Origin of the sequence: Polynucleobacter sp. AP-Kaivos-20-H2 (genome assembly GCF_018882215.1) — a bacterium.
In the GTDB taxonomy this organism is placed as follows: Bacteria; Pseudomonadota; Gammaproteobacteria; order Burkholderiales; family Burkholderiaceae; genus Polynucleobacter.
Genome location: NZ_JACVOX010000002.1, coordinates 705,275 through 725,303 on the forward strand (window position 1 = coordinate 705,275; position 20,029 = coordinate 725,303).

The window sequence follows — 20,029 nt, forward strand, 5'->3', positions numbered from 1 at the left end:
AACGGTCTTTGATGTTCGACTCTCACCCAAAGAGCGGGAGTCGACCCAAAGTTCTTTTTTGTTACAGGCTAATTAAGCTGCTGCCTGTAACGATGCTTGGTCTACGCGTACGCCTGCACCCATGGTGCTGCTTACGGCAACCTTCTTTAAATAAATACCCTTAGATGCAGGTGGCTTTGCTTTATTCAAAGCCTCGAGCAATGCGAGCAAGTTGGACTTCAATGCAGTTGGCTCGAATGAACGACGGCCAATGCTTGCGTGCACGATACCGGCTTTGTCCACACGGAACTGAACTTGACCAGCTTTTGCATTTTTAACTGCAGTAGCAACGTCAGGAGTTACTGTTCCAACTTTTGGATTCGGCATCAAACCACGTGGGCCCAATACTTGACCTAAAGTACCAACAATTTTCATTGTGTCTGGGGATGCGATCAAAATATCGAAATCAATTTTGCCGCCTTTAATTTGTTCAGCAAGCTCTTCCATGCCAACGATTTCTGCACCAGCGGCTTTAGCTTGTTCAGCCTTCTCGCCTTGAGCAAAAACAGCCACACGAACATGCTTACCTGTACCAGCTGGGAGCACTACTGCGCCACGCACAACTTGGTCAGATTTCTTAGCATCAATACCTAACTGAACTGCAACGTCGATTGACTCATCAAACTTAGCAGTTGCACACTCTTTAACGAGGTTCAATGCGTCATCTAATGAATAGAATTTATTGCGATCAACTTTAGATTGAATAGCTTTTACACGTTTAGATAATTTAGTCATGATTAGAGACCTTCCACAGTGATGCCCATGGAACGGGCGCTACCAGCGATTGTTCTAACAGCTGCGTCCATATCGGCTGCTGTCAAATCTGGCATTTTTGCTTTAGCGATTTCTTCCGCTTGAGCACGAGTAATTGAACCCACTTTATCGGTATGAGGACGTGGTGATCCTTTTTCAATCTTCGCAGCCTTCTTAATCATGATGGTTGCTGGAGGAGTCTTCATAATGAATGTGAAGCTCTTATCAGCAAACGCTGTAATCACGACTGGAATTGGAAGACCTGGTTCCATGCTCTGAGTTTGAGCATTGAACGCCTTACAGAATTCCATAATATTAAGGCCGCGTTGACCCAATGCTGGACCTACGGGTGGTGATGGATTTGCTTTACCTGCAGGGATCTGCAGCTTAATAAAGCCAATAATCTTCTTTGCCATGTGTTGCTCCTAAAAGCGCGCCTAACCTCATAAGGAGAGACCGCTGTTGAGTAAACGCTTCGCTAGTTTTTGGCTTTCTAGCTCCGCTCCTCGGTTAAATACAAAAACTAAATAACCACTTCAAACTTACCGCTACTGCAAAACAGGACTAAGTCCTTGTTTTTACATCTTTTCTACTTGGCCGAACTCCAGCTCAACTGGGGTACCGCGGCCAAAAATTGTAACAGAAACGCGCAATCTTGACTTCTCATAATTGACTTCTTCGATGTTTCCGTTGAAATCAATAAATGGACCTTCTTTAACGCGTACGATCTCGCCAACCTCAAATAGGGTCTTAGGCTTAGGTTTATCCACCCCAGCCTGCATTTGATCCATGATTTTGGCTACTTCAGCTGTAGAAATCGGGCTTGGGCGGTTACGAACACCACCAACGAAACCGGTCACTTTTGGCGTATTTTTCACCAAATGCCAGCTCTCATCGGTCATTTCCATCTCAATCAGAACATATCCTGGGAAGAAACGACGCTCAGAAACTGACTTGGTGCCGGACTTGATCTCCACAACCTCTTCGGAAGGGACCAAAATACGGCCAAATTTCTCAGGCATTCCAGAACGAGCAATGCGCTCTTCAAGGCCTCTTTTCACGCTTTTTTCCATTCCGGAATAAGCATGAATGACATACCAGCGCATATTGCCGGTAGCTTGTGGATTAGTAGCTACTTCAGAATCAATCATTTTTTACTCACTTCCAGCCCAAAAAGACTGAAAAAACTAGCCATTCAATCAATTTGTCTGCAATCCACAAAAACAAGGACATGATCAGAACAAAGCCAAATACGACTAGAGTCATTTGGGTGGTCTCTTTACGAGTTGGCCAAACAACCTTTTTTACTTCATACCAAGAATCTTTTGCGTAGGCGATAAAGCGGCGCCCATCTGGTGAAATCGCCACAATCAAAACTGCAGCAGCAATACCGCCAAACAAAACAGCGAGACGAATCAACATAGATTGATCTACCAGCGTGTAGTACAAGACTAGCGCTGCAACGACGACTAAAGCAGCGAGTCCAGAGACCCAGCCGCTTTTTTCTTCAGTATGACTTGCTGTTTGATGAGACATATTGCTTTCAGTTCAAATCGTGGCAGGGGCGGAGGGCATCGAACCCCCAACCTTTGGTTTTGGAGACCAACGCTCTGCCAATTGAGCTACACCCCTTTATAAAAACTAATTAAAACTTACTACTTAAGCCAAAATCTTTGCAACCACGCCGGCGCCAACAGTACGGCCACCTTCACGGATCGCAAAACGTAAACCTTCTTCCATCGCGATTGGAGCGATGAGTTTTACGGTAATCGTGACGTTATCGCCAGGCATGACCATTTCTTTGTCTTTTGGCAACTCGATTGAACCCGTTACGTCCGTTGTACGGAAGTAAAACTGTGGACGATAGTTGTTAAAGAATGGTGTATGACGACCACCTTCATCTTTACCCAAGATGTAAACCTCGGCTGTAAAGTGAGTATGTGGGGTGATTGAACCTGGCTTAGCCAATACTTGGCCGCGCTCAACTTCTTCACGTTTTGTACCGCGTAACAAGATACCAACGTTATCGCCTGCTTGACCTTGGTCGAGCAATTTGCGGAACATTTCAACACCAGTACAAGTTGTCTTGAGTGTTGGCTTGATACCGATGATTTCAATCTCTTCACCTACTTTAACGATACCGCGCTCGATACGACCGGTTACAACAGTACCGCGACCGGAGATAGAGAACACGTCTTCTACTGGCATCAAGAACGCGCCGTCAACAGCACGCTCTGGAGTTGGGATGTAAGTATCTAATGCTTCAGCCAATTTCATGATGGCTTCTTTACCCAATGGGCCTTCGTCGCCTTCAAGGGCTAACTTGGCAGAACCTTGGATGATTGGTGTGTCATCGCCAGGGAAGTTGTACTTCGATAAAAGCTCACGAACTTCCATTTCAACGAGTTCTAACAATTCAGCATCGTCAACCATGTCGCACTTGTTGAGGAACACCACGATGTAAGGAACGCCCACTTGGCGTGCCAAAAGGATGTGCTCACGTGTTTGTGGCATTGGGCCGTCAGCAGCAGAGCAAACTAAAATTGCGCCGTCCATCTGAGCAGCACCCGTAATCATGTTCTTCACGTAGTCAGCATGTCCTGGGCAATCAACGTGTGCGTAGTGACGGTTTGCAGTCTCGTACTCAACGTGCGCAGTATTAATCGTAATACCACGTGCTTTTTCTTCAGGAGCAGCATCGATCTGATCGTATGCTTTAGCTTCGCCACCGAATGCTTTAGAAAGCACGGTTGCAATTGCTGCTGTCAATGTCGTTTTACCGTGGTCAACGTGACCGATAGTGCCTACGTTTACGTGCGGTTTTGTCCGCTCGAATTTTTCTTTTGCCATTTTTAATCTGCCTTTAGTTAACTCTTAAACCAAACACGAAATACACAATTAATAAAATCAAACATGGTGCCCATGGGCAGGATCGAACTGCCGACCTCTCCCTTACCAAGGGAGTGCTCTACCACTGAGCCACATGGGCGAAATCTAATGCAACAAATTCTGGAGCGGGATAAGAGAATCGAACTCTTGACCGAAGATTGGAAATCTGCTGTTTTACCATTAAACTAATCCCGCACATCTGGTGGAGGGGGTAGGATTCGAACCTACGTAGGCATAGCCAACAGATTTACAGTCTGCCTCCTTTAGCCGCTCGGACACCCCTCCGCGAACCGAACATTTTGACTCCAAATGGAGTTTCTGTCAATATCTCTAAACGCTTTGCACAAGTAAAAACGCCCAGACCTAAGAGGGTCTGGGCGTCGCATTGGTGCCCGGCAGTTACCTACTTTCACACGGGTAATCCGCACTATCATCGGCGTAAAGTCGTTTCACTGTCCTGTTCGGGATGGGAAGGAGTGGTTCCAACTTGCTATGGTCACCGGGCGTAGAGGGTCGAGTTGCTGATTAAATCAACAACTCTATTTGAGTAAGCATGTAATAAGGATGCAGATTAAATCTGGCAAACATCCAACACAATAGTGCTGGTTATAGGATCAAGCCTAACGGGCAATTAGTATCGGTTAGCTTAATGCATTACTGCACTTCCACACCCGACCTATCAACGTTGTGGTCTTCAACGACCCTTTATGTAGGTTAAACCTACGGGAGATCTCATCTTCAGGCAAGTTTCCCGCTTAGATGCTTTCAGCGGTTATCTCTTCCATTCATAGCTACCCTGCGATGCTTCTGGCGAAACAACAGGTACACCAGCGGAATGTCCACTCCGGTCCTCTCGTACTAGGAGCAGCCCCCGTCAAATCTCCAACGCCCATGGCAGATAGGGACCAAACTGTCTCACGACGTTTTAAACCCAGCTCACGTACCTCTTTAAATGGCGAACAGCCATACCCTTGGGACCGGCTACAGCCCCAGGATGAGATGAGCCGACATCGAGGTGCCAAACACCGCCGTCGATATGAACTCTTGGGCGGTATCAGCCTGTTATCCCCAGAGTACCTTTTATCCGTTGAGCGATGGCCCTTCCATACAGAACCACCGGATCACTATGACCTGCTTTCGCACCTGCTCGACTTGTCGGTCTCGCAGTTAAGCACGCTTTTGCCATTGCACTTTAGGTACGATGTCCGACCGTACCAAGCGTACCTTCGTACTCCTCCGTTACACTTTGGGAGGAGACCGCCCCAGTCAAACTGCCTACCATGCACTGTTCCCGACCCGGATAACGGGCCAAGGTTAGAACCTCAAATAAATCAGGGTGGTATTTCAAGGTTGGCTCCAACAGAACTAGCATCCTGTTATCATCGCCTCCCACCTATCCTACACAGACCGATTCAAAGTCCAATGCAAAGCTACAGTAAAGGTTCATGGGGTCTTTCCGTCTAGCCACGGGTAGATTGCATCATCACAAACATTTCAACTTCGCTGAGTCTCAGGAGGAGACAGTGTGGCCATCGTTACGCCATTCGTGCAGGTCGGAACTTACCCGACAAGGAATTTCGCTACCTTAGGACCGTTATAGTTACGGCCGCCGTTTACTGGGACTTCAATCAAGAGCTTGCACCCCATCATTTAATCTTCCAGCACCGGGCAGGCGTCACACCCTATACGTCCACTTTCGTGTTTGCAGAGTGCTGTGTTTTTATTAAACAGTCGCAGCCACCTTTTTATTGCAACCCTTTCGTCCTCCCCTTGTACAGGGTCAAACTACCAGGGCGTACCTTATCCCGAAGTTACGGTACAAATTTGCCGAGTTCCTTCTCCTGAGTTCTCTCAAGCGCCTTAGAATACTCATCTCGCCCACCTGTGTCGGTTTGCGGTACGGTCTTGTTAGACTGAAGCTTAGAGGCTTTTCTTGGAACCACTTCCAATTGCTTCGCGAATAAATTCGCTCGTCTCACGCCCTTGAATTACGCTACCGGATTTACCTAATAGCCATCTCCAACGCAAGAACCGGGACTTCCAACACCCGGACAACTTTCCGCGATCCGTCCCCCCATCGCATCTAACAATGGTCAAGGAATATTAACCTTGTTCCCATCAGCTACGCATCTCTGCCTCGCCTTAGGGGCCGACTCACCCTGTTCCGATGAACGTTGAACAGGAAACCTTGGGCTTACGGCGAGGGGGCTTTTCACCCCCTTTATCGCTACTCATGTCAGCATTCGCACTTCTGATACCTCCAGCATCCTTTACAAGACACCTTCACAGGCTTACAGAACGCTCTCCTACCATCACATTGCTGTGATCCGCAGCTTCGGTTATATGCTTAGCCCCGTTACATCTTCCGCGCAGGACGACTCGATCAGTGAGCTATTACGCTTTCTTTAAAGGATGGCTGCTTCTAAGCCAACCTCCTGACTGTTTTAGCCTTCCCACTTCGTTTCCCACTTAGCATATATTAGGGACCTTAGCTGGCGGTCTGGGTTGTTTCCCTCTTGACACCGGACGTTAGCACCCGATGTCTGTCTCCCGTGCTTGCACTTGTAGGTATTCGGAGTTTGCTATGGCGCAGTAATCCGCAATGGACCCCACTACCATGACAGTGCTCTACCCCCTACAGTGATACACGAGGCACTACCTAAATAGTTTTCGGAGAGAACCAGCTATTTCCAGTTTTGTTTAGCCTTTCACCCCTATCCACAGCTCATCCCCTAACTTTTCAACGTTAGTGGGTTCGGTCCTCCAGTACGTGTTACCGCACCTTCAACCTGGCCATGGATAGATCAACTGGTTTCGGGTCTACACCCAGCAACTAGCGCCCTATTCGGACTCGCTTTCGCTACGCCTTCCCTATTCGGTTAAGCTTGCTACTGAATGTAAGTCGCTGACCCATTATACAAAAGGTACGCAGTCACCCCTTACGAGGCTCCTACTGTTTGTATGCACACAATTTCAGGATCTATTTCACTCCCCTCCCGGGGTTCTTTTCGCCTTTCCCTCACGGTACTTGTTCACTATCGGTCGATTACGAGTATTTAGCCTTGGAGGATGGTCCCCCCATATTCAGACAGGATTTCACGTGTCCCGCCCTACTTGTCTCTAGCCTAGTACCACTCAATAATTTTCACATACGGGACTATCACCCTTTATTGTTGGACTTTCCATTCCATTCTGTTAATTACTGAGATATCACTAGAAGGCTGTTCCCATTTCGCTCGCCACTACTCTGGGAATCTCGGTTGATGTCTTTTCCTCTTGCTACTTAGATGTTTCAGTTCACAAGGTTCGCTTCTCATACCCTATGTATTCAGGTATGGATACCACAAAAGTGGTGGGTTTCCCCATTCAGAAATCCCCGGATCAAAGCTTATTTACCAGCTCCCCGGGGCTTATCGCAGGTTATAACGTCTTTCGTCGCCTGTAATCGCCAAGGCATCCATCATGTGCACTTATTCACTTGATCCTATAACGAGCACCATTGCTAGCGCCTGTTACAGGTTTACTTCTACTTCTGACATGTTTGCCGTAATCCAAACTGTAAGTACTTTGTTAAGAACTTGGTAAAACTCGTTTGTATTACTGATTGATGATTCAATCTTTACCCTTATTACATTGTCAAATGTCCTCTCAAAGAAACATTTGACACTTTGCTTACTCAAATTTTTAAAGAACAGCCATAAATGGCAAAACTAAACAATCGTTAAATCGCTTAGTTTTGACATTTAGATGATGGTGGAGGATGACGGGATCGAACCGACGACCCCCTGCTTGCAAAGCAGGTGCTCTCCCAGCTGAGCTAATCCCCCAACGTCCCACTAAGTCTTGTTTCTGGCTGGTGGTGGGTCTGGTAGGACTTGAACCTACGACCCCTGCGTTATCAACACAGTGCTCTAACCAGCTGAGCTACAGACCCGTGGCTTTTATTGTCAACCGATAAGTGTGGGCACTAGGATTCAGCATCTTTTCTCTAGAAAGGAGGTGATCCAGCCGCACCTTCCGATACGGCTACCTTGTTACGACTTTACCCCAGTCATGAACCCTGCCGTGGCAGTCGCCCTCCTTGCGGTTAGGCTAACGGCTTCTGGCAAAACCCACTCCCATGGTATGACGGGCGGTGTGTACAAGACCCGGGAACGTATTCACCGCGACATTCTGATCCGCGATTACTAGCGATTCCAGCTTCACGTAGTCGAGTTGCAGACTACGATCCGGACTACGATGCATTTTCTGAGATTAGCTCCCCCTCGCGGGTTGGCAACCCTCTGTATGCACCATTGTATGACGTGTGAAGCCCTACCCATAAGGGCCATGAGGACTTGACGTCATCCCCACCTTCCTCCGGTTTGTCACCGGCAGTCTCTTTAGAGTGCTCTTGCGTAGCAACTAAAGACAAGGGTTGCGCTCGTTGCGGGACTTAACCCAACATCTCACGACACGAGCTGACGACAGCCATGCAGCACCTGTGTTCACTTTCTCTTACGAGCACCTAATGTATCTCTACTTCGTTAGTGACATGTCAAGGGTAGGTAAGGTTTTTCGCGTTGCATCGAATTAATCCACATCATCCACCGCTTGTGCGGGTCCCCGTCAATTCCTTTGAGTTTTAATCTTGCGACCGTACTCCCCAGGCGGCTGACTTCACGCGTTAGCTACGTTACTCAGGATGTAAATCCCGAACAACTAGTCAGCATCGTTTAGGGCGTGGACTACCAGGGTATCTAATCCTGTTTGCTCCCCACGCTTTCGTGCATGAGCGTCAGTGTTATCCCAGGGGGCTGCCTTCGCCATTGGTATTCCTCCACATATCTACGCATTTCACTGCTACACGTGGAATTCTACCCCCCTCTGACACACTCTAGCTATACAGTCACAGGCGCCATTCCCAGGTTAAGCCCGGGGATTTCACGCCTGTCTTGTATAACCGCCTGCGCACGCTTTACGCCCAGTAATTCCGATTAACGCTCGCACCCTACGTATTACCGCGGCTGCTGGCACGTAGTTAGCCGGTGCTTATTCTTCAGGTACCGTCATTCCCGGACTGTGTTAGAGCCGGTGTTTCTTCCCTGACAAAAGAGCTTTACAACCCGAAGGCCTTCTTCACTCACGCGGCATTGCTGGATCAGGGTTTCCCCCATTGTCCAAAATTCCCCACTGCTGCCTCCCGTAGGAGTCTGGGCCGTGTCTCAGTCCCAGTGTGGCTGATCGTCCTCTCAGACCAGCTACTGATCGTCGCCTTGGTGGGCTTTTACCCCACCAACAAGCTAATCAGGCATCGGCCGCTCTAATCGCGCGAGGTCTTTCGATCCCCCGCTTTCCCCCTCAGGGCGTATGCGGTATTAGCACAGCTTTCGCTGCGTTATCCCCCACGATAAGGTACGTTCCGATGTATTACTCACCCGTTCGCCACTCGCCACCAGGTGCAAGCACCCGTGCTGCCGTTCGACTTGCATGTGTAAGGCATGCCGCCAGCGTTCAATCTGAGCCAGGATCAAACTCTTCAGTTCAATTCCTGTGATCCTTGCGGATCGTCGCACTCATTCAAGAAATTGACTTGGTAATAAAACCAAATCTTTTTACTGTCTATGAGTACTATTTATTTACATCTGTCCCGAAGGACTGGATGCTTTCACTTAGTACCCACAATTATCGGTTGACTAATTTTTAAAGAGGGCTGGCTTGTTACTTGTTTCAAATAACATCCAGCAGAGAGATGAGACTATATCCCACTTTTTCAGGGTCGTCAACACCTTTCGTACTCTCTTACTTAAAAAAGGCTAAGTTTTTTCTTACCTCAAAAATATAGCTAATTAAAACAATGGGTTAGATTTCGAAAAAAAATTCAACTTTTTTTGAAATTTTCCTAATTTTTAGGGGTTTAGGCCTAGTCTATCCAAAAAATACGCTGTTTTTTCATGCTTATTTGGCATATTTCCAACAAACCTAGGGAAAACCCTGAAACTTTCCCCCATTCCTGCTAAGATAAAGCTATGAACAATAAACATGCGAGTAGTCACTTGCCTTCAAGCCCTTATTCGGCTAGGCAGGCTGTACCTGTTCGCGAACTTCACGCCGGATATAGAGAAGAAATACTGAATCATTTATTGCAACTAAATGATGAAGATAGACGACTACGGTTTGGTACTCAGACCCCCGATGAGGTGATTCGTCACTATGTTGAGAGCCTCGATTTCAATCGGGACGTCATTTTTGGTGTTTTCAATTTAGACCTAGAGCTAGTTGGCATGGCCCATCTAGCCTATTTGCCTGAGCGCAAGGGCGAGGCACGAGCTGCTGAATTTGGTGTGTCTGTCCTACCAGAAGGGCGCTCCCAAGGGCTCGGCACAGCCTTGTTACAACGCTCAGCCGTTCACTCACGCAACACCAACATTGAAACCCTTTATGTTCATTGTCTTGCCAATAACAAAGCCATGATGCATTTGGCTCAAAAGGCAGGGATGACCGTTGAATACGCCTATGGCGATGCTGATGCTTGCCTTAAGTTGCCCCCAGCAAATCCCGCAACTATTGTGGAAGAGGCCGCCAATGCGCAGTGGGCTGGCATGGACTACGCCCTAAAAGAAAACCTCAAACGCTCTAATCAAGCCTGGTGGTGGCTCTTAGGAAGACCCGGTCTAGCGCCTTAACTTCTAGCCTTAGTTTTTGTTGGGTGCGCCACGCAATATCCAGCTAGTTAATGTAGATAAATCCACATCACTCAATTTTGAGTTGGCCGGCATAGGCACAACGCCCCAAGAACCAGACCCTCCTTTAGCAATTTTATTTTTTAAAAATGCTTGAGCATTGGGGTCGTTCTTATATTTTTCTGCCACCGCTTGAAAACTAGGGCCAACAATTTTTTTATTGATTGCATGGCAGCCCAAGCAAGCATTTTGTTTTGCAAGTGCGAATGCATTCTCGTCTTGAATATTCGCCTGCGCAGTAGGCAAGAAATAAGCGAGCGCTGTAAATAAAAAAACTATTTTTACAATCGCTCGCTTTTTAAACATCACCAACCTACAAAGAAATTATTGAAATTTTGGAGGGCTACTAGGTTGAGTTTGATCTGCTTTGCCTTGCTTTTCTAAGCGAACTTTTTCTTCTTGAGAAATGATGTCGAAGTAAACGTAAACATCTTTTACACCATTCGTATTGCTCGCAATTTTCTTAGCGAGGTCAGCTTCACTTTGCGTCAAGATCCCCATAAGATAGACGCTACTTCCTTCCGCCACAATAACCATAGAGTTTGAAGGTAACTGGTCAGTAAAGACCATTTGTGTTTTGATCTTAGACTCGAGATAAGAGTCATTTGCGCGTGATGTGTAACTACTGTTTGGCCCAATAACCAATTCATTAAACACAGAGCGCGCATTCTTCATCGCCTTGACATAAGCGCCTGCCTCACCCTTAATATCAGCATCCTTCACTTCGCCAGTGAGCAATACTTTTTGATTAAACGAAGTCACGTTAATGTGTGCGTTATCACCAAATCTCTTTGCTAGCGCATTCTCTGCCTCTAACTCAATCCCTTTGTCAATTGCTTGCACGGCTGGTGTGCGTCGATCCGCCATTACGGCAGCGCCCGCCGCTACCCCACCAACAGCAACCACTGCGCATGCAGAAAGTTGTGAAGCAATGAGAGTAGCGAGAAACAGTCTTCTGAGGAATGAGATTTTCATTTAGGTAATTTCTGTATTGAAGTAACAATAATTTTTAGTCGAGAAGTACGTGATCTACGCCATCACATAAAGCATGCAGCAAAACCAAATGTGTTTCTTGAATACGAGCGGTTCGCGTAGATGGCGCACACAAGTGAACATCATCTTTATCTAATAGTTGTGCAATCTTGCCGCCACCATTACCAGTGAATGCGATGATTTTCATACCAAGCTTTTTGGCAGCCTCCATGGCTTTAATCACGTTCTTCGAATTCCCTGAGGTTGATATGCCTAACAGAACGTCACCTTTTTTCCCAAGACCGCGAACTTGCTTGCTAAAAATCTCATCGTAGCTATAGTCATTTCCAATAGCCGTAAGAATTGAAGTGTCGGTCGTCAAAGCAATTGCAGCCAACTCTTGGCGCTCTCTTTCAAAACGACCAACGAGCTCTGCTGCAAAGTGCTGCGCATCAGCGGCAGAACCGCCATTGCCACAGGCCATGATCTTACCGCCGGCACGCAAACAATCGACCATCGCCAGTACACCCCTAGCAACAGATTCGGGGAGCAGTTTTTCAGCCTCTTGTTTTACGGCAATGCTGTCCAGAAAATGCTGGGAGGCACGTAGACGCAAACGTTCGTTGATATCTTTTTCCATAACAATATTATGCGCCAAAGATGTCCTAATTTCAGTAGCAATCAGCTTATCCCAAAAGCAACGTATCCTCTTACTAATTGTTTAACTTTTTGCAGGCAGCCCCCATGGAACTTGGCTCTTTCGATTTCTTAAAGCAGCAGGATTTGCCTGTAGGGGCTCTGTATATGGTTGCGACACCTATCGGCAATTTGGGTGACATTACATTACGCGCCCTGCATGTTCTCAATTCAGTCGATGGGATTGCTTGTGAAGACACTAGACATAGTGCGGCATTACTCCAACAATTTGGCATTCATAAAAAATGTTTAGCGTTGCACGAACACAATGAAATTGGCGGCGCTCAAACAGTCATACAACACCTGTTGAACAATGAGCGCTGGGCTTATATTTCAGATGCTGGCACCCCAGGAGTCTCAGACCCAGGTGCAAGACTGGTAAATGAGGTTCAAAAAGCAGGACTCAGAGTAATTCCCATTCCGGGCGCAAGCGCTGTATCAAGCGCCATCTCGGCGGCCGGCTCAGTGATGCATTACTCGGAAGGGCGCTTTCAGTTTTTAGGTTTTTGGCCCAATAAAACTAAAGAGCGTGATGCTCTGCTGCAGGATATCTCCACCAGCAAAAAGGCAAGTATCTTTTTCGAGTCTCCGCACCACATTAAAGAAACGCTTGCATTGCTTGCAAAAAATTTAGAGGCTGATCGTCAGCTTTTAGTCTGCCGTGAGTTAACCAAAAAATTTGAGCAACTTGTGCCACTTCAAGCGCAAGACATTACTCACTGGCTGGAGGCAGCAGAGAGCCTTAAGGGTGAATTTGTCATCGTGGTTGCAGGGCGGTCAGCCAATAGCGATGAGACTCCGGAGCATTCAACTCTCTTGTTGTGGGCTAATGCACTGAGCCCTTATATGGGGAGCAAAGAAATTGCTGCCGTTCTTTCGCAAACATTAGGCCTCACAAAAAAAGAAGCCTACCAAGTTGCCTTAGATGCAAAGAGTGAATAAATGGAAATAAAAAAGCTGGCACAAGGCCAGCTTTTAAATATGCGCTAAAGACTTATTTGGCGCTAGTAGCAGGAGCCGCAGGCTCGCTAGCATCTTTAAAATTGAGTTGCGCTACTGGCTTAATAATTTGTTCAGCTGACGCAGATGAATCTGCGCGCTTGCCATTGTTCACAAACACCATTAACAACAAAATGATGATGAGTGGCACGAAAAAACTTGCGAACACCATGATGATGAGTTGTTTTGGGGACTTAATTAGACTTCCGTGCTCATTGCTCATAAGAATTTATCGTTTGACGGGTTTTAGGGTTGTTTTGTCGAGATTATAACTAGAGAGAAGGGTTATAGACACTTACAATAGAGGGGTAACCAGTTTTTCCACTAGCGCCCGTAGCTCAGTGGATAGAGTATTGGCCTCCGAAGCCAAGGGTCGCAGGTTCGATTCCTGCCGGGCGCGCCAGAAATCAAGGGGTTTTTGACCTACATCATGCGTGAAATTGCGAAAACCGCTATCATTTGCACCTAACTTATTGATTCTTATCGTGTCTACACATCTAAATACCGCCCTTTCAGAGCCTTCCTTAACTAATCCTTTGCACCCAGAGGCGCCATTACCGCATCGAAAAATCATTCGAAGCTGGCTAATCCCGATGGCACAAGGAGAAACTGGGCGCGCAATCATGCTCCTAGCAATCGATGCCTTCCTTTGGCTAGGCTGTATTGCAGGAACAATCTTCGTAGAGAGCGTGTTGCTCAAAATTGTTTTTGGTTTGATTGCCGGTTTTGTAACAGGTCGCATCTTCATATTGGGTCACGATGCTTGCCATCAAAGTTACACGCCCAATCGCGAACTGAACAAAGTGTTAGGTCGTATTGCGTTCTTGCCATCTCTCACACCATATAGCTTGTGGGATGTTGGTCATAACGTTGTGCATCACGGCCAAACCAATCTAAAGGGTTTTGACTTTGTATGGGCACCCCTATCAAAATCAGAATACGACGCGCTTCCCCCATTGCGTAAGGCTCTAGAGCGCCTTTACCGTAGCGGCTGGGGTCCTGTTTTTTATTACCTCATTGAAATTTGGTGGAGACGAGAGTACTTCCCAAATGCAAAAAACAAGCCTGGTGATCGTCCTATTTTCTTAAAAGACAATTTGCTTGTTACCGCATTTGCAATCGTTTGGATTGGCTGCTTAATTGCTGGAGCCATTGCTACTGGGCAATCTATTTGGATTGGCTTGATCACTGGCTTTGCAGTGCCATTCTTGTTCTGGAACGGCATGATTGGATTTGTGGTTTACGTGCACCATACCCATCCAAAAGTCTCTTGGTATGACAAGAAATCGGAGTGGTTACGCGCCCAGCCGTTTGTATCCACAACCGTTCACCTGACTTTTAACTGGATTTGGGGCAAATTGATGCACCACATCATGGAGCACACTGCGCACCATGTAGATATGAGCGTACCGCTTTATCGCCTGCAAGAGGCCCAACAGACCTTAGAAACGATCCTTCCAGACCGTATTTTTGTGCAAAAGTTCTCTTGGGGCTGGTATTTCGATACTGCGCGCAAGTGCAAGCTCTATGACTTTGAAAACAAGGCCTGGTTAGATTTTGACGGCAACAAAACGGCCGATTCGGTCCGGGTTGTGCTAACCCCAGCCCCAGCGGGACAAAACGGGTAAAATAGATCTCTGTATAAGATTTGCCTTACCCGGATTGCCCATGACTACATCGACTCCAGCAGCTACCCAAGAAACCTCCCAGAGCCTGAAATTTTGCTCTTCTTGCAGCCGTGAAAAACGACTTGAGGGTGGCACATGGATTCCGACAAGCAATCGCAAACAACGTTGGATTTGCGCAAGCTGCCTCTACAACCGTACACATCGTACCGGTTCAGCAAAAACCTAATTACTCACTTGTAGTTCAAATAGCTAAATTCGCTAGCTACGCACCATCTCCCACATAGGGATTGGTTTTGCGTTCTTGGCCAAATGTCGACATTGGTCCATGACCGGGAACAAACTGCACATCATCGCCTAAGGGCCACAATTTCGTTTTAATCGCATTAATTAAATCCGCATGATTGCCGCGTGGAAAATCAGTTCTTCCGATTGAGCCCGCGAATAAAACATCGCCCACAATTGCAAGACGATCTTCTTTGTCAAAAAATACAACGTGGCCAGGCGTATGGCCAGGACAATGAAATACTTCTAGATCAACATTGCCCACCTGAACATGATCGCCATTATTTAACCAACGATCAGGCTCGAAAACTTTGGCATGCCCAAAACCAAAGCGTACTGTTTGTTCGGGCAGTTGATCAATCCAAAAACGTTCCTCTTCTTGTGGCCCCTCAATAGGCACACCAAGCTGATCAGCCAAGTCTTTGGCAGCAGCGCAGTGATCTAAATGTCCATGCGTCAGCAATATCTTTTTAACCCTGCCACTCATCTGCTTAACGCCCTCAAGGATCTTTTCAATATCCCCGCCAGGATCAATCACAGCAGTGTCGCCAGTCTCCTGGCAAACCAAAATCGAGCAATTTTGCTCATACGGAGTAACAGGAACAATTCCTAATTTAATTGGCATGCGTACAAGTAGTTAAGTGAATCACTGGGGAAAGCTAGTTTAGGGGAGTCGGCATAAAATGCCCCTAAAGGATAAAACAATGAATAGCCAAGATACATTTAAATTTGCAGAAACTCACGAATGGGCCGATCAGGAAAATGACGGTTTAGTGTGGGTTGGCATTAGCAATCATGCGCAAGAAGCGCTTGGTGATGTGATGTTCTTTCAAGCCCCAAAACTTGGACAACAAGTAAGGCAGGGTGAGGCTATTGCTGTGATTGAGTCAGTGAAGGCGGCTAGTGATATTCATGCACCCATAAGCGGGGAGATTGTTGCGCTCAATGAAGAGGTAGATACATCGCCTGAAATCGTTAATGAAAATCCATACGGTGTTTGGTTATTCAAAATCAAACCCGCCTCCGATGAAATTCTTAACAAAGAACTCAATCAACTCCTGACCCCAGAAATATATAACGCGGGCCCTGGCGCCTGATATCTGAAATCAATCAGATTGAAATGGGGTCGCGCTCAATTAACCAACGAATGCGCCCTTCTTTACTAATGCGTCCCTGAGAGTTCTCTCGCAAATAAAGATCCATCGCCTCTAAGATTTCTTGCAGGTTTTTACGGTCATCAGACTCCACCAGTAGTTGGGCGCGCTCCGAGCCCGCTACGCGCATCATTGCCTTTGGTACTGGATCATAGACTCTGAGGCCTTTATTTATGTGGCCCCGAGACTTTAAATATCCTTTTAAACCGCTCAAAAACTGAATTGCTTTATCTAAACTTTTAGCCTCAGCATGAATAAGGGCCTGGTAGGCAAATGGCGGCAAGCCCGCTTCTTTTCTTTCATTGGCCGTAAAGCTTAAAAACCCATCTACGTCATGGCGCAGTAAAAACTGAAAAACAGCAGACTCCGGAAACTGCGTTTCAATATAAATAGCACCACCTACTTCACCATCCTTATTGGATCGCCCAGCCCGTCCTGCAACCTGAACTAACTGGGCAAATAATCGCTCTGCCGCCCTAAAGTCTTGAGAGAACAATCTACTATCTGCATCCAGTACAGCAACTAAGCCAATATTTTGGTAATCATGCCCCTTGGCAATCATCTGGGTCCCAACAACGATATCGACATTGCCTTCGTGAATTTCCTGAAAGAGCTCTTCAGCACCCTTACTCTTTCTGCTGGAGTCTGTATCGACTCGCAGAACTCTTGCAGCCGGCCACATCTCCTCAATAGCATCTTCAATCTTTTGAGTTCCTTGTCCCAAGGTCTTCAAGTCGGCATTACCGCAGTCCGGACAATGACTTGGAATTGATTTGACCAAGCCGCAGTGATGGCAACTTAAAACTGACTTCCTGCCTAATGCTCCTGCTTTATGCAGCACCATATAGGAGCTACATTGCTCGCATCTTGAGAGCCATGAGCAAGCGCCGCAGCTAAGAACGGGGGCATAGCCTCGCCGATTGATGAGTATTAGGCTTTGCTGCTTATTTTCAAGATTCTGACTGACCGCATTAGCAAGAGTTTTAGTAATCAAGCTTTTGGATTTTGGCTTCTCCATATCGCCCGGACTAAATTGCGTTTGTGGATCGCGCGTGTTAATCAGATGCACTCTTGGCAAGCTTGCGCCTTGAGCGCGCTGATCCAAACGAATATATTCATAACGGCTAGCCCTGGCAGCCATCCAAGTCTCAAGCGATGGTGTAGCAGAGGCCAATAAGATTGGTATCTTAAGGTCGTGGGCACGCCATATCGCAAGATCCCTTGCAGAGTAACGGATACCATCTTGCTGTTTATAAGATGGATCATGCTCTTCATCAACAACAATGGCGCGCAGATTAGGCAGGGGAGTTAATGCAGCCAATCTTGTTCCCAAAATAATTTGGGCTTTACCAGTCATCGCATCATACCAAGCGATGCCTCTGACTTTTTCACTCACGCCACTGTGAAGCACCACCATTTTTTTATCTGGAAAATAAGCGCGCACTCTGCGCTCCAATTGTGGCGTTAAATTAATTTCCGGCACCAAGAGCAATACCTGTGCGCTTGCATCTTCCAAAATGCCGCTTAACCAATTTAAAAATACAGCCGTCTTTCCGCTACCAGTTTGTCCTTGCAACAGTATTGCTTTGAATTCACTTGAAGGAATGGTGCGCAATTTCTCTAGGGCGAGTTTTTGGCCATCGTTTAGATGGGCCTCATCAACATAACCCTCAACAGCTTCTAGCTTGTTTTTTTTCTTTTGTTTTTCTTCATCCGCTGCTAATTTCTTGGGGATCTTTTCCCAATCATCTGGCTTTTTCCACATCTGTGGAATGGTGGGAATAATGGTCTCACCTAGCGCATGAATGTAATACTGGCTGGCAAAGTTCATTAGCCTCAATACTGCGGGATCCAAAGGGGGAAGGGGCGCAATTTTGCTTACCCCTTTTAATTTATCAAGATCATAGTCTGAGTAAGCGCTTACTTTAATTACAAATCCTACCAGTGAACTGCGCCCAAAGGGAACCTCAACTATTGCCCCTACTTGTGGGGCGCACCCTATTGCCTCTTCATCCCACAAGTAATCAAAGCCCTGGGCAAGGGGCTTATCAACAACAACTTGGACAACGATTGGAGGGGGCATGATTTACTTCAAATCTCTAGTTTGCTTGTGGATAAGTCTGTGGATATCATCCGAGGATTCTGATTTATAAGCTAATTTATCAGCTTTCAGATTCTGCACTCTTTTAAAGCTTTTTAGTAATTATTTATATAAATCAATGACTTGTAAAGATATTCGAAAGTGAATTTTCATCATTATTCGCAATCTCACTGAATTTCGAATTTTCCCGTTATCTGTGCATAACTTTCGCTAAAAATCCTAGCGTCAAGTTAGCAATCACTCAGTATTATCACTTTGTCCTGAGAGCCTTTGAGCGCTCAATGACCGCTTCGGCAAGAGCCGTAACACTTTCAGGAGGGGTAAATTGAGAAATCCCATGCCCTAGATTAAAGACATGTCCGTCTAGAGGATGTAACCCCGATTTAAGGGCTGGAGCACTCGCTAAATCCTCAAGCAGGAGGTTTGCTTGCTGCGCAATTTGTTTTGGCTCCGAGAACAGAATAAGCGGGTCTAAATTACCTTGCAATGCTAATGGCTTGTTCAATGCCAGCAATTGTTTGCGTGCGCGACTCAGTGACATTGTCCAATCAATGGCAATAACATCAGCACCAACTTGCGCCATATCGTTCAACCAAATCCCGCCGCCTTTAGTAAACATGATTACTGGAATTTTTCTGCCTTCATGTTCGCGCGGCAATAAAGAAATCACTTTTTGCATTGAGGCCAGAGACATTTTTTGATACCAGCCATCTGGCAGCATTCCGCCCCAGGTATCAAAAATCATCAAAGCCTGAGCGCCTGCTTTAACTTGCTCTATCAAATAGGCTGCCACTGACTGAGCATTAATATCAAGGATATGCTGCATCAAGTCAGGACGATTAAACATCATCGTTTTGGCATGACGAAAATCATCGGCACTTGAACCATCAATCATGTAGCAAGCTAATGTCCAAGGGCTTCCAGAGAAACCAATCAATGGCACACGCTGTTTACCATCCTGTATCAATGCTTTCCGAATTTCTGAAACCGCATCAAATACATATTTGAGCTGATCCATGTCAGCAACGCGCAATTTCTTAACCGCCTCTTCAGTACGAAGAGGATGCTCAAAGCTTGGGCCTTCACCAGCAGTAAATTTCAAGCCCAATCCCATCGCATCAGGAATAGTCAAAATATCGGAGAATAAAATCGCCGCATCCAACGGATAGCGATCTAAAGGCTGAAGGGTTACTTCAGTAGCATATGCAGGATTTTTTGCGAGCCCTAAAAAACTTCCAGCTTTGGCGCGAGTATCGTTGTACTCGGGGAGGTATCGGCCGGCTTGACGCATGAGCCAAAGCGGTGTTTGATCAACCGCTTCGCCCAGGCAGGCCTTTAAAAACCGATCATTTAACATCAAGGAGATGACCGGCCATTACTTTTTACGACGGAAACGAGCAATTGCAGCCAGCTGTGCAGCCGCCATTGCAAACTCAGATTGGGCCAAAGCCAAATCAAAGTCAGTGCCACGGTTTTGCATCGCTTCTTCAGCACGTTTCTTTGCTTCAATCGCTTTAGCTTCATCAAGATCGTGTCCGCGAATGGCGGTATCTGCTAAAACAGTAACGCGATCTGGCTGAACTTCTAAATAGCCACCTGCTACGAAAACAAACTCTTCATCACCATCAGCTTTTTCAATGCGAACTGAGCCTGGACGAATGCGTGTAATCAAAGGAGTATGGCCGCGCAAAATGCCGAGCTCGCCACTTTCGCCAGGAAGCGCAACAAACTTGGCTTCCCCGCTGAAAATAGACTGCTCAGCACTCACTACATCGACGCGTATGGTTGACATAA

General features: G+C 46.6%; 18 protein-coding genes, 7 tRNA genes and 3 rRNA genes. 6 read left to right on the plus strand and 22 right to left on the minus strand.

Annotation, left to right across the window (positions count from 1 at the left end; genetic code table 11):
• Positions 1–72 precede the first annotated feature (72 nt).
• From rplA to ICE89_RS08065, 14 genes are all read right to left on the minus strand, one after another.
• A complete protein-coding gene (rplA, locus tag ICE89_RS08000; RefSeq protein WP_071464433.1) occupies positions 73–774 on the minus strand; it encodes a 50S ribosomal protein L1 in 702 nt (233 codons plus the stop codon).
• 2 nt (positions 775–776) lie between these two features.
• Positions 777–1,208: a 50S ribosomal protein L11 gene (rplK, locus tag ICE89_RS08005; protein WP_068320088.1), complete on the minus strand. Its 432-nt coding sequence runs from the start codon at positions 1,206–1,208 to the stop codon at positions 777–779.
• A 162-nt stretch (positions 1,209–1,370) separates the two neighbouring features.
• Positions 1,371–1,943: a transcription termination/antitermination protein NusG gene (gene nusG, locus ICE89_RS08010; protein WP_216263282.1), complete on the minus strand. Its 573-nt coding sequence runs from the start codon at positions 1,941–1,943 to the stop codon at positions 1,371–1,373.
• Between the two features lie 7 nt (positions 1,944–1,950).
• Positions 1,951–2,328 (minus strand): preprotein translocase subunit SecE, encoded by a 378-nt coding sequence (gene secE / locus ICE89_RS08015; RefSeq protein WP_215321267.1) that lies wholly within the window; start codon positions 2,326–2,328, stop codon positions 1,951–1,953.
• A 20-nt stretch (positions 2,329–2,348) separates the two neighbouring features.
• Positions 2,349–2,424 (minus strand) — tRNA-Trp (locus ICE89_RS08020).
• Positions 2,425–2,451: 27 nt separating this feature from the next.
• Positions 2,452–3,642: an elongation factor Tu gene (tuf, locus tag ICE89_RS08025; RefSeq protein WP_071464430.1), complete on the minus strand. Its 1,191-nt coding sequence runs from the start codon at positions 3,640–3,642 to the stop codon at positions 2,452–2,454.
• 64 nt (positions 3,643–3,706) lie between these two features.
• Positions 3,707–3,781: transfer RNA gene (locus ICE89_RS08030), tRNA-Thr, on the minus strand.
• A 21-nt stretch (positions 3,782–3,802) separates the two neighbouring features.
• A tRNA-Gly gene (locus tag ICE89_RS08035) sits at positions 3,803–3,876 on the minus strand.
• Between the two features lie 5 nt (positions 3,877–3,881).
• Positions 3,882–3,966, minus strand: a tRNA-Tyr gene (locus ICE89_RS08040).
• Between the two features lie 105 nt (positions 3,967–4,071).
• A 5S ribosomal RNA gene (rrf, locus tag ICE89_RS08045) occupies positions 4,072–4,185 on the minus strand.
• Positions 4,186–4,291: 106 nt separating this feature from the next.
• Positions 4,292–7,165, minus strand: a 23S ribosomal RNA gene (locus ICE89_RS08050).
• 267 nt (positions 7,166–7,432) lie between these two features.
• Positions 7,433–7,508: transfer RNA gene (locus ICE89_RS08055), tRNA-Ala, on the minus strand.
• Between the two features lie 30 nt (positions 7,509–7,538).
• Positions 7,539–7,615: transfer RNA gene (locus tag ICE89_RS08060), tRNA-Ile, on the minus strand.
• A gap of 58 nt (positions 7,616–7,673) precedes the next feature.
• Positions 7,674–9,206 (minus strand): 16S ribosomal RNA (locus tag ICE89_RS08065).
• Together the 16S, 23S and 5S rRNA genes with 5 tRNA genes alongside form the textbook arrangement of a ribosomal RNA operon.
• Before the next feature lie 483 nt (positions 9,207–9,689).
• Between ICE89_RS08065 and ICE89_RS08070 the strand changes: the two genes are divergently transcribed.
• The gene (locus tag ICE89_RS08070; RefSeq protein WP_216265479.1) at positions 9,690–10,346 is read left to right on the plus strand and encodes a GNAT family N-acetyltransferase; all 657 of its coding nucleotides are present in this window, start codon (positions 9,690–9,692) and stop codon (positions 10,344–10,346) included.
• Between the two features lie 9 nt (positions 10,347–10,355).
• Here ICE89_RS08070 and ICE89_RS08075 read toward each other — a convergent pair whose 3' ends face one another.
• The 3 genes from ICE89_RS08075 to ICE89_RS08085 are packed head-to-tail and all read right to left on the minus strand — an operon-like array spanning position 10,356 to position 12,015.
• Positions 10,356–10,709, minus strand: a complete 354-nt coding sequence (locus ICE89_RS08075; RefSeq protein ID WP_216265480.1) for a c-type cytochrome — start codon at positions 10,707–10,709, stop codon at positions 10,356–10,358.
• Positions 10,710–10,727: 18 nt separating this feature from the next.
• Positions 10,728–11,378, minus strand: a complete 651-nt coding sequence (locus ICE89_RS08080) for a BON domain-containing protein (RefSeq protein ID WP_216265481.1) — start codon at positions 11,376–11,378, stop codon at positions 10,728–10,730.
• 34 nt (positions 11,379–11,412) lie between these two features.
• Positions 11,413–12,015: a phosphoheptose isomerase gene (locus ICE89_RS08085; RefSeq protein WP_216265482.1), complete on the minus strand. Its 603-nt coding sequence runs from the start codon at positions 12,013–12,015 to the stop codon at positions 11,413–11,415.
• Between the two features lie 104 nt (positions 12,016–12,119).
• Between ICE89_RS08085 and rsmI the strand changes: the two genes are divergently transcribed.
• Entirely contained in the window at positions 12,120–13,013 is an 894-nt protein-coding gene (rsmI, locus tag ICE89_RS08090) for a 16S rRNA (cytidine(1402)-2'-O)-methyltransferase (RefSeq protein ID WP_216265483.1), read from the plus strand.
• A 52-nt stretch (positions 13,014–13,065) separates the two neighbouring features.
• Here rsmI and ICE89_RS08095 read toward each other — a convergent pair whose 3' ends face one another.
• A complete protein-coding gene (locus tag ICE89_RS08095) occupies positions 13,066–13,293 on the minus strand; it encodes a hypothetical protein (RefSeq protein ID WP_255537478.1) in 228 nt (75 codons plus the stop codon).
• A 104-nt stretch (positions 13,294–13,397) separates the two neighbouring features.
• Here ICE89_RS08095 and ICE89_RS08100 point away from each other — a divergent pair.
• From ICE89_RS08100 to ICE89_RS08110, 3 genes are all read left to right on the plus strand, one after another.
• Positions 13,398–13,473: transfer RNA gene (locus ICE89_RS08100), tRNA-Arg, on the plus strand.
• 82 nt (positions 13,474–13,555) lie between these two features.
• Entirely contained in the window at positions 13,556–14,698 is a 1,143-nt protein-coding gene (locus ICE89_RS08105; RefSeq protein WP_370625346.1) for a fatty acid desaturase, read from the plus strand.
• A 40-nt stretch (positions 14,699–14,738) separates the two neighbouring features.
• Positions 14,739–14,924 (plus strand): hypothetical protein, encoded by a 186-nt coding sequence (locus ICE89_RS08110; protein WP_041396810.1) that lies wholly within the window; start codon positions 14,739–14,741, stop codon positions 14,922–14,924.
• A gap of 36 nt (positions 14,925–14,960) precedes the next feature.
• Here the strand turns inward: ICE89_RS08110 and ICE89_RS08115 are convergent, their stop codons facing one another.
• A complete protein-coding gene (locus ICE89_RS08115; RefSeq protein ID WP_216861965.1) occupies positions 14,961–15,605 on the minus strand; it encodes an MBL fold metallo-hydrolase in 645 nt (214 codons plus the stop codon).
• Between the two features lie 79 nt (positions 15,606–15,684).
• Here ICE89_RS08115 and gcvH point away from each other — a divergent pair, with 79 nt between their 5' ends.
• Positions 15,685–16,077 carry a glycine cleavage system protein GcvH gene (gene gcvH, locus ICE89_RS08120; RefSeq protein ID WP_255537477.1) on the plus strand — a complete coding sequence of 131 codons (393 nt, stop codon included), beginning with the start codon at positions 15,685–15,687 and terminating at the stop codon, positions 16,075–16,077.
• A 13-nt stretch (positions 16,078–16,090) separates the two neighbouring features.
• Here gcvH and priA read toward each other — a convergent pair whose 3' ends face one another.
• The 3 genes from priA to ICE89_RS08135 form a co-directional block, all read right to left on the minus strand.
• A complete protein-coding gene (priA, locus tag ICE89_RS08125) occupies positions 16,091–18,217 on the minus strand; it encodes a primosomal protein N' (RefSeq protein WP_216265484.1) in 2,127 nt (708 codons plus the stop codon).
• A gap of 268 nt (positions 18,218–18,485) precedes the next feature.
• On the minus strand, positions 18,486–19,601 hold the full coding sequence (gene hemE, locus ICE89_RS08130) for a uroporphyrinogen decarboxylase (RefSeq protein WP_216265573.1): 1,116 nt from the start codon (positions 19,599–19,601) through the stop codon (positions 18,486–18,488).
• 9 nt (positions 19,602–19,610) lie between these two features.
• Positions 19,611–20,027: a F0F1 ATP synthase subunit epsilon gene (locus ICE89_RS08135; protein WP_215321259.1), complete on the minus strand. Its 417-nt coding sequence runs from the start codon at positions 20,025–20,027 to the stop codon at positions 19,611–19,613.
• Positions 20,028–20,029 lie beyond the last annotated feature (2 nt).

Coding starts and splice junctions, on each gene's coding strand:
- ICE89_RS08075 (WP_216265480.1), bottom strand. CDS start 10,709: ATGTTTAAAAAGCGAGCGATTGTAAAAATAGTTTTTTTATTTACAGCG.
- secE (WP_215321267.1), bottom strand. CDS start 2,328: ATGTCTCATCAAACAGCAAGTCATACTGAAGAAAAAAGCGGCTGGGTC.
- ICE89_RS08085 (WP_216265482.1), bottom strand. CDS start 12,015: ATGGAAAAAGATATCAACGAACGTTTGCGTCTACGTGCCTCCCAGCAT.
- gcvH (WP_255537477.1), top strand. CDS start 15,685: ATGAATAGCCAAGATACATTTAAATTTGCAGAAACTCACGAATGGGCC.
- tuf (WP_071464430.1), bottom strand. CDS start 3,642: ATGGCAAAAGAAAAATTCGAGCGGACAAAACCGCACGTAAACGTAGGC.
- ICE89_RS08115 (WP_216861965.1), bottom strand. CDS start 15,605: ATGCCAATTAAATTAGGAATTGTTCCTGTTACTCCGTATGAGCAAAAT.
- ICE89_RS08095 (WP_255537478.1), bottom strand. CDS start 13,293: ATGAGCAATGAGCACGGAAGTCTAATTAAGTCCCCAAAACAACTCATC.
- ICE89_RS08135 (WP_215321259.1), bottom strand. CDS start 20,027: ATGTCAACCATACGCGTCGATGTAGTGAGTGCTGAGCAGTCTATTTTC.
- priA (WP_216265484.1), bottom strand. CDS start 18,217: ATGCCCCCTCCAATCGTTGTCCAAGTTGTTGTTGATAAGCCCCTTGCC.
- rplK (WP_068320088.1), bottom strand. CDS start 1,208: ATGGCAAAGAAGATTATTGGCTTTATTAAGCTGCAGATCCCTGCAGGT.
- ICE89_RS08110 (WP_041396810.1), top strand. CDS start 14,739: ATGACTACATCGACTCCAGCAGCTACCCAAGAAACCTCCCAGAGCCTG.
- nusG (WP_216263282.1), bottom strand. CDS start 1,943: ATGATTGATTCTGAAGTAGCTACTAATCCACAAGCTACCGGCAATATG.
- rplA (WP_071464433.1), bottom strand. CDS start 774: ATGACTAAATTATCTAAACGTGTAAAAGCTATTCAATCTAAAGTTGAT.
- rsmI (WP_216265483.1), top strand. CDS start 12,120: ATGGAACTTGGCTCTTTCGATTTCTTAAAGCAGCAGGATTTGCCTGTA.
- ICE89_RS08080 (WP_216265481.1), bottom strand. CDS start 11,378: ATGAAAATCTCATTCCTCAGAAGACTGTTTCTCGCTACTCTCATTGCT.
- ICE89_RS08070 (WP_216265479.1), top strand. CDS start 9,690: ATGAACAATAAACATGCGAGTAGTCACTTGCCTTCAAGCCCTTATTCG.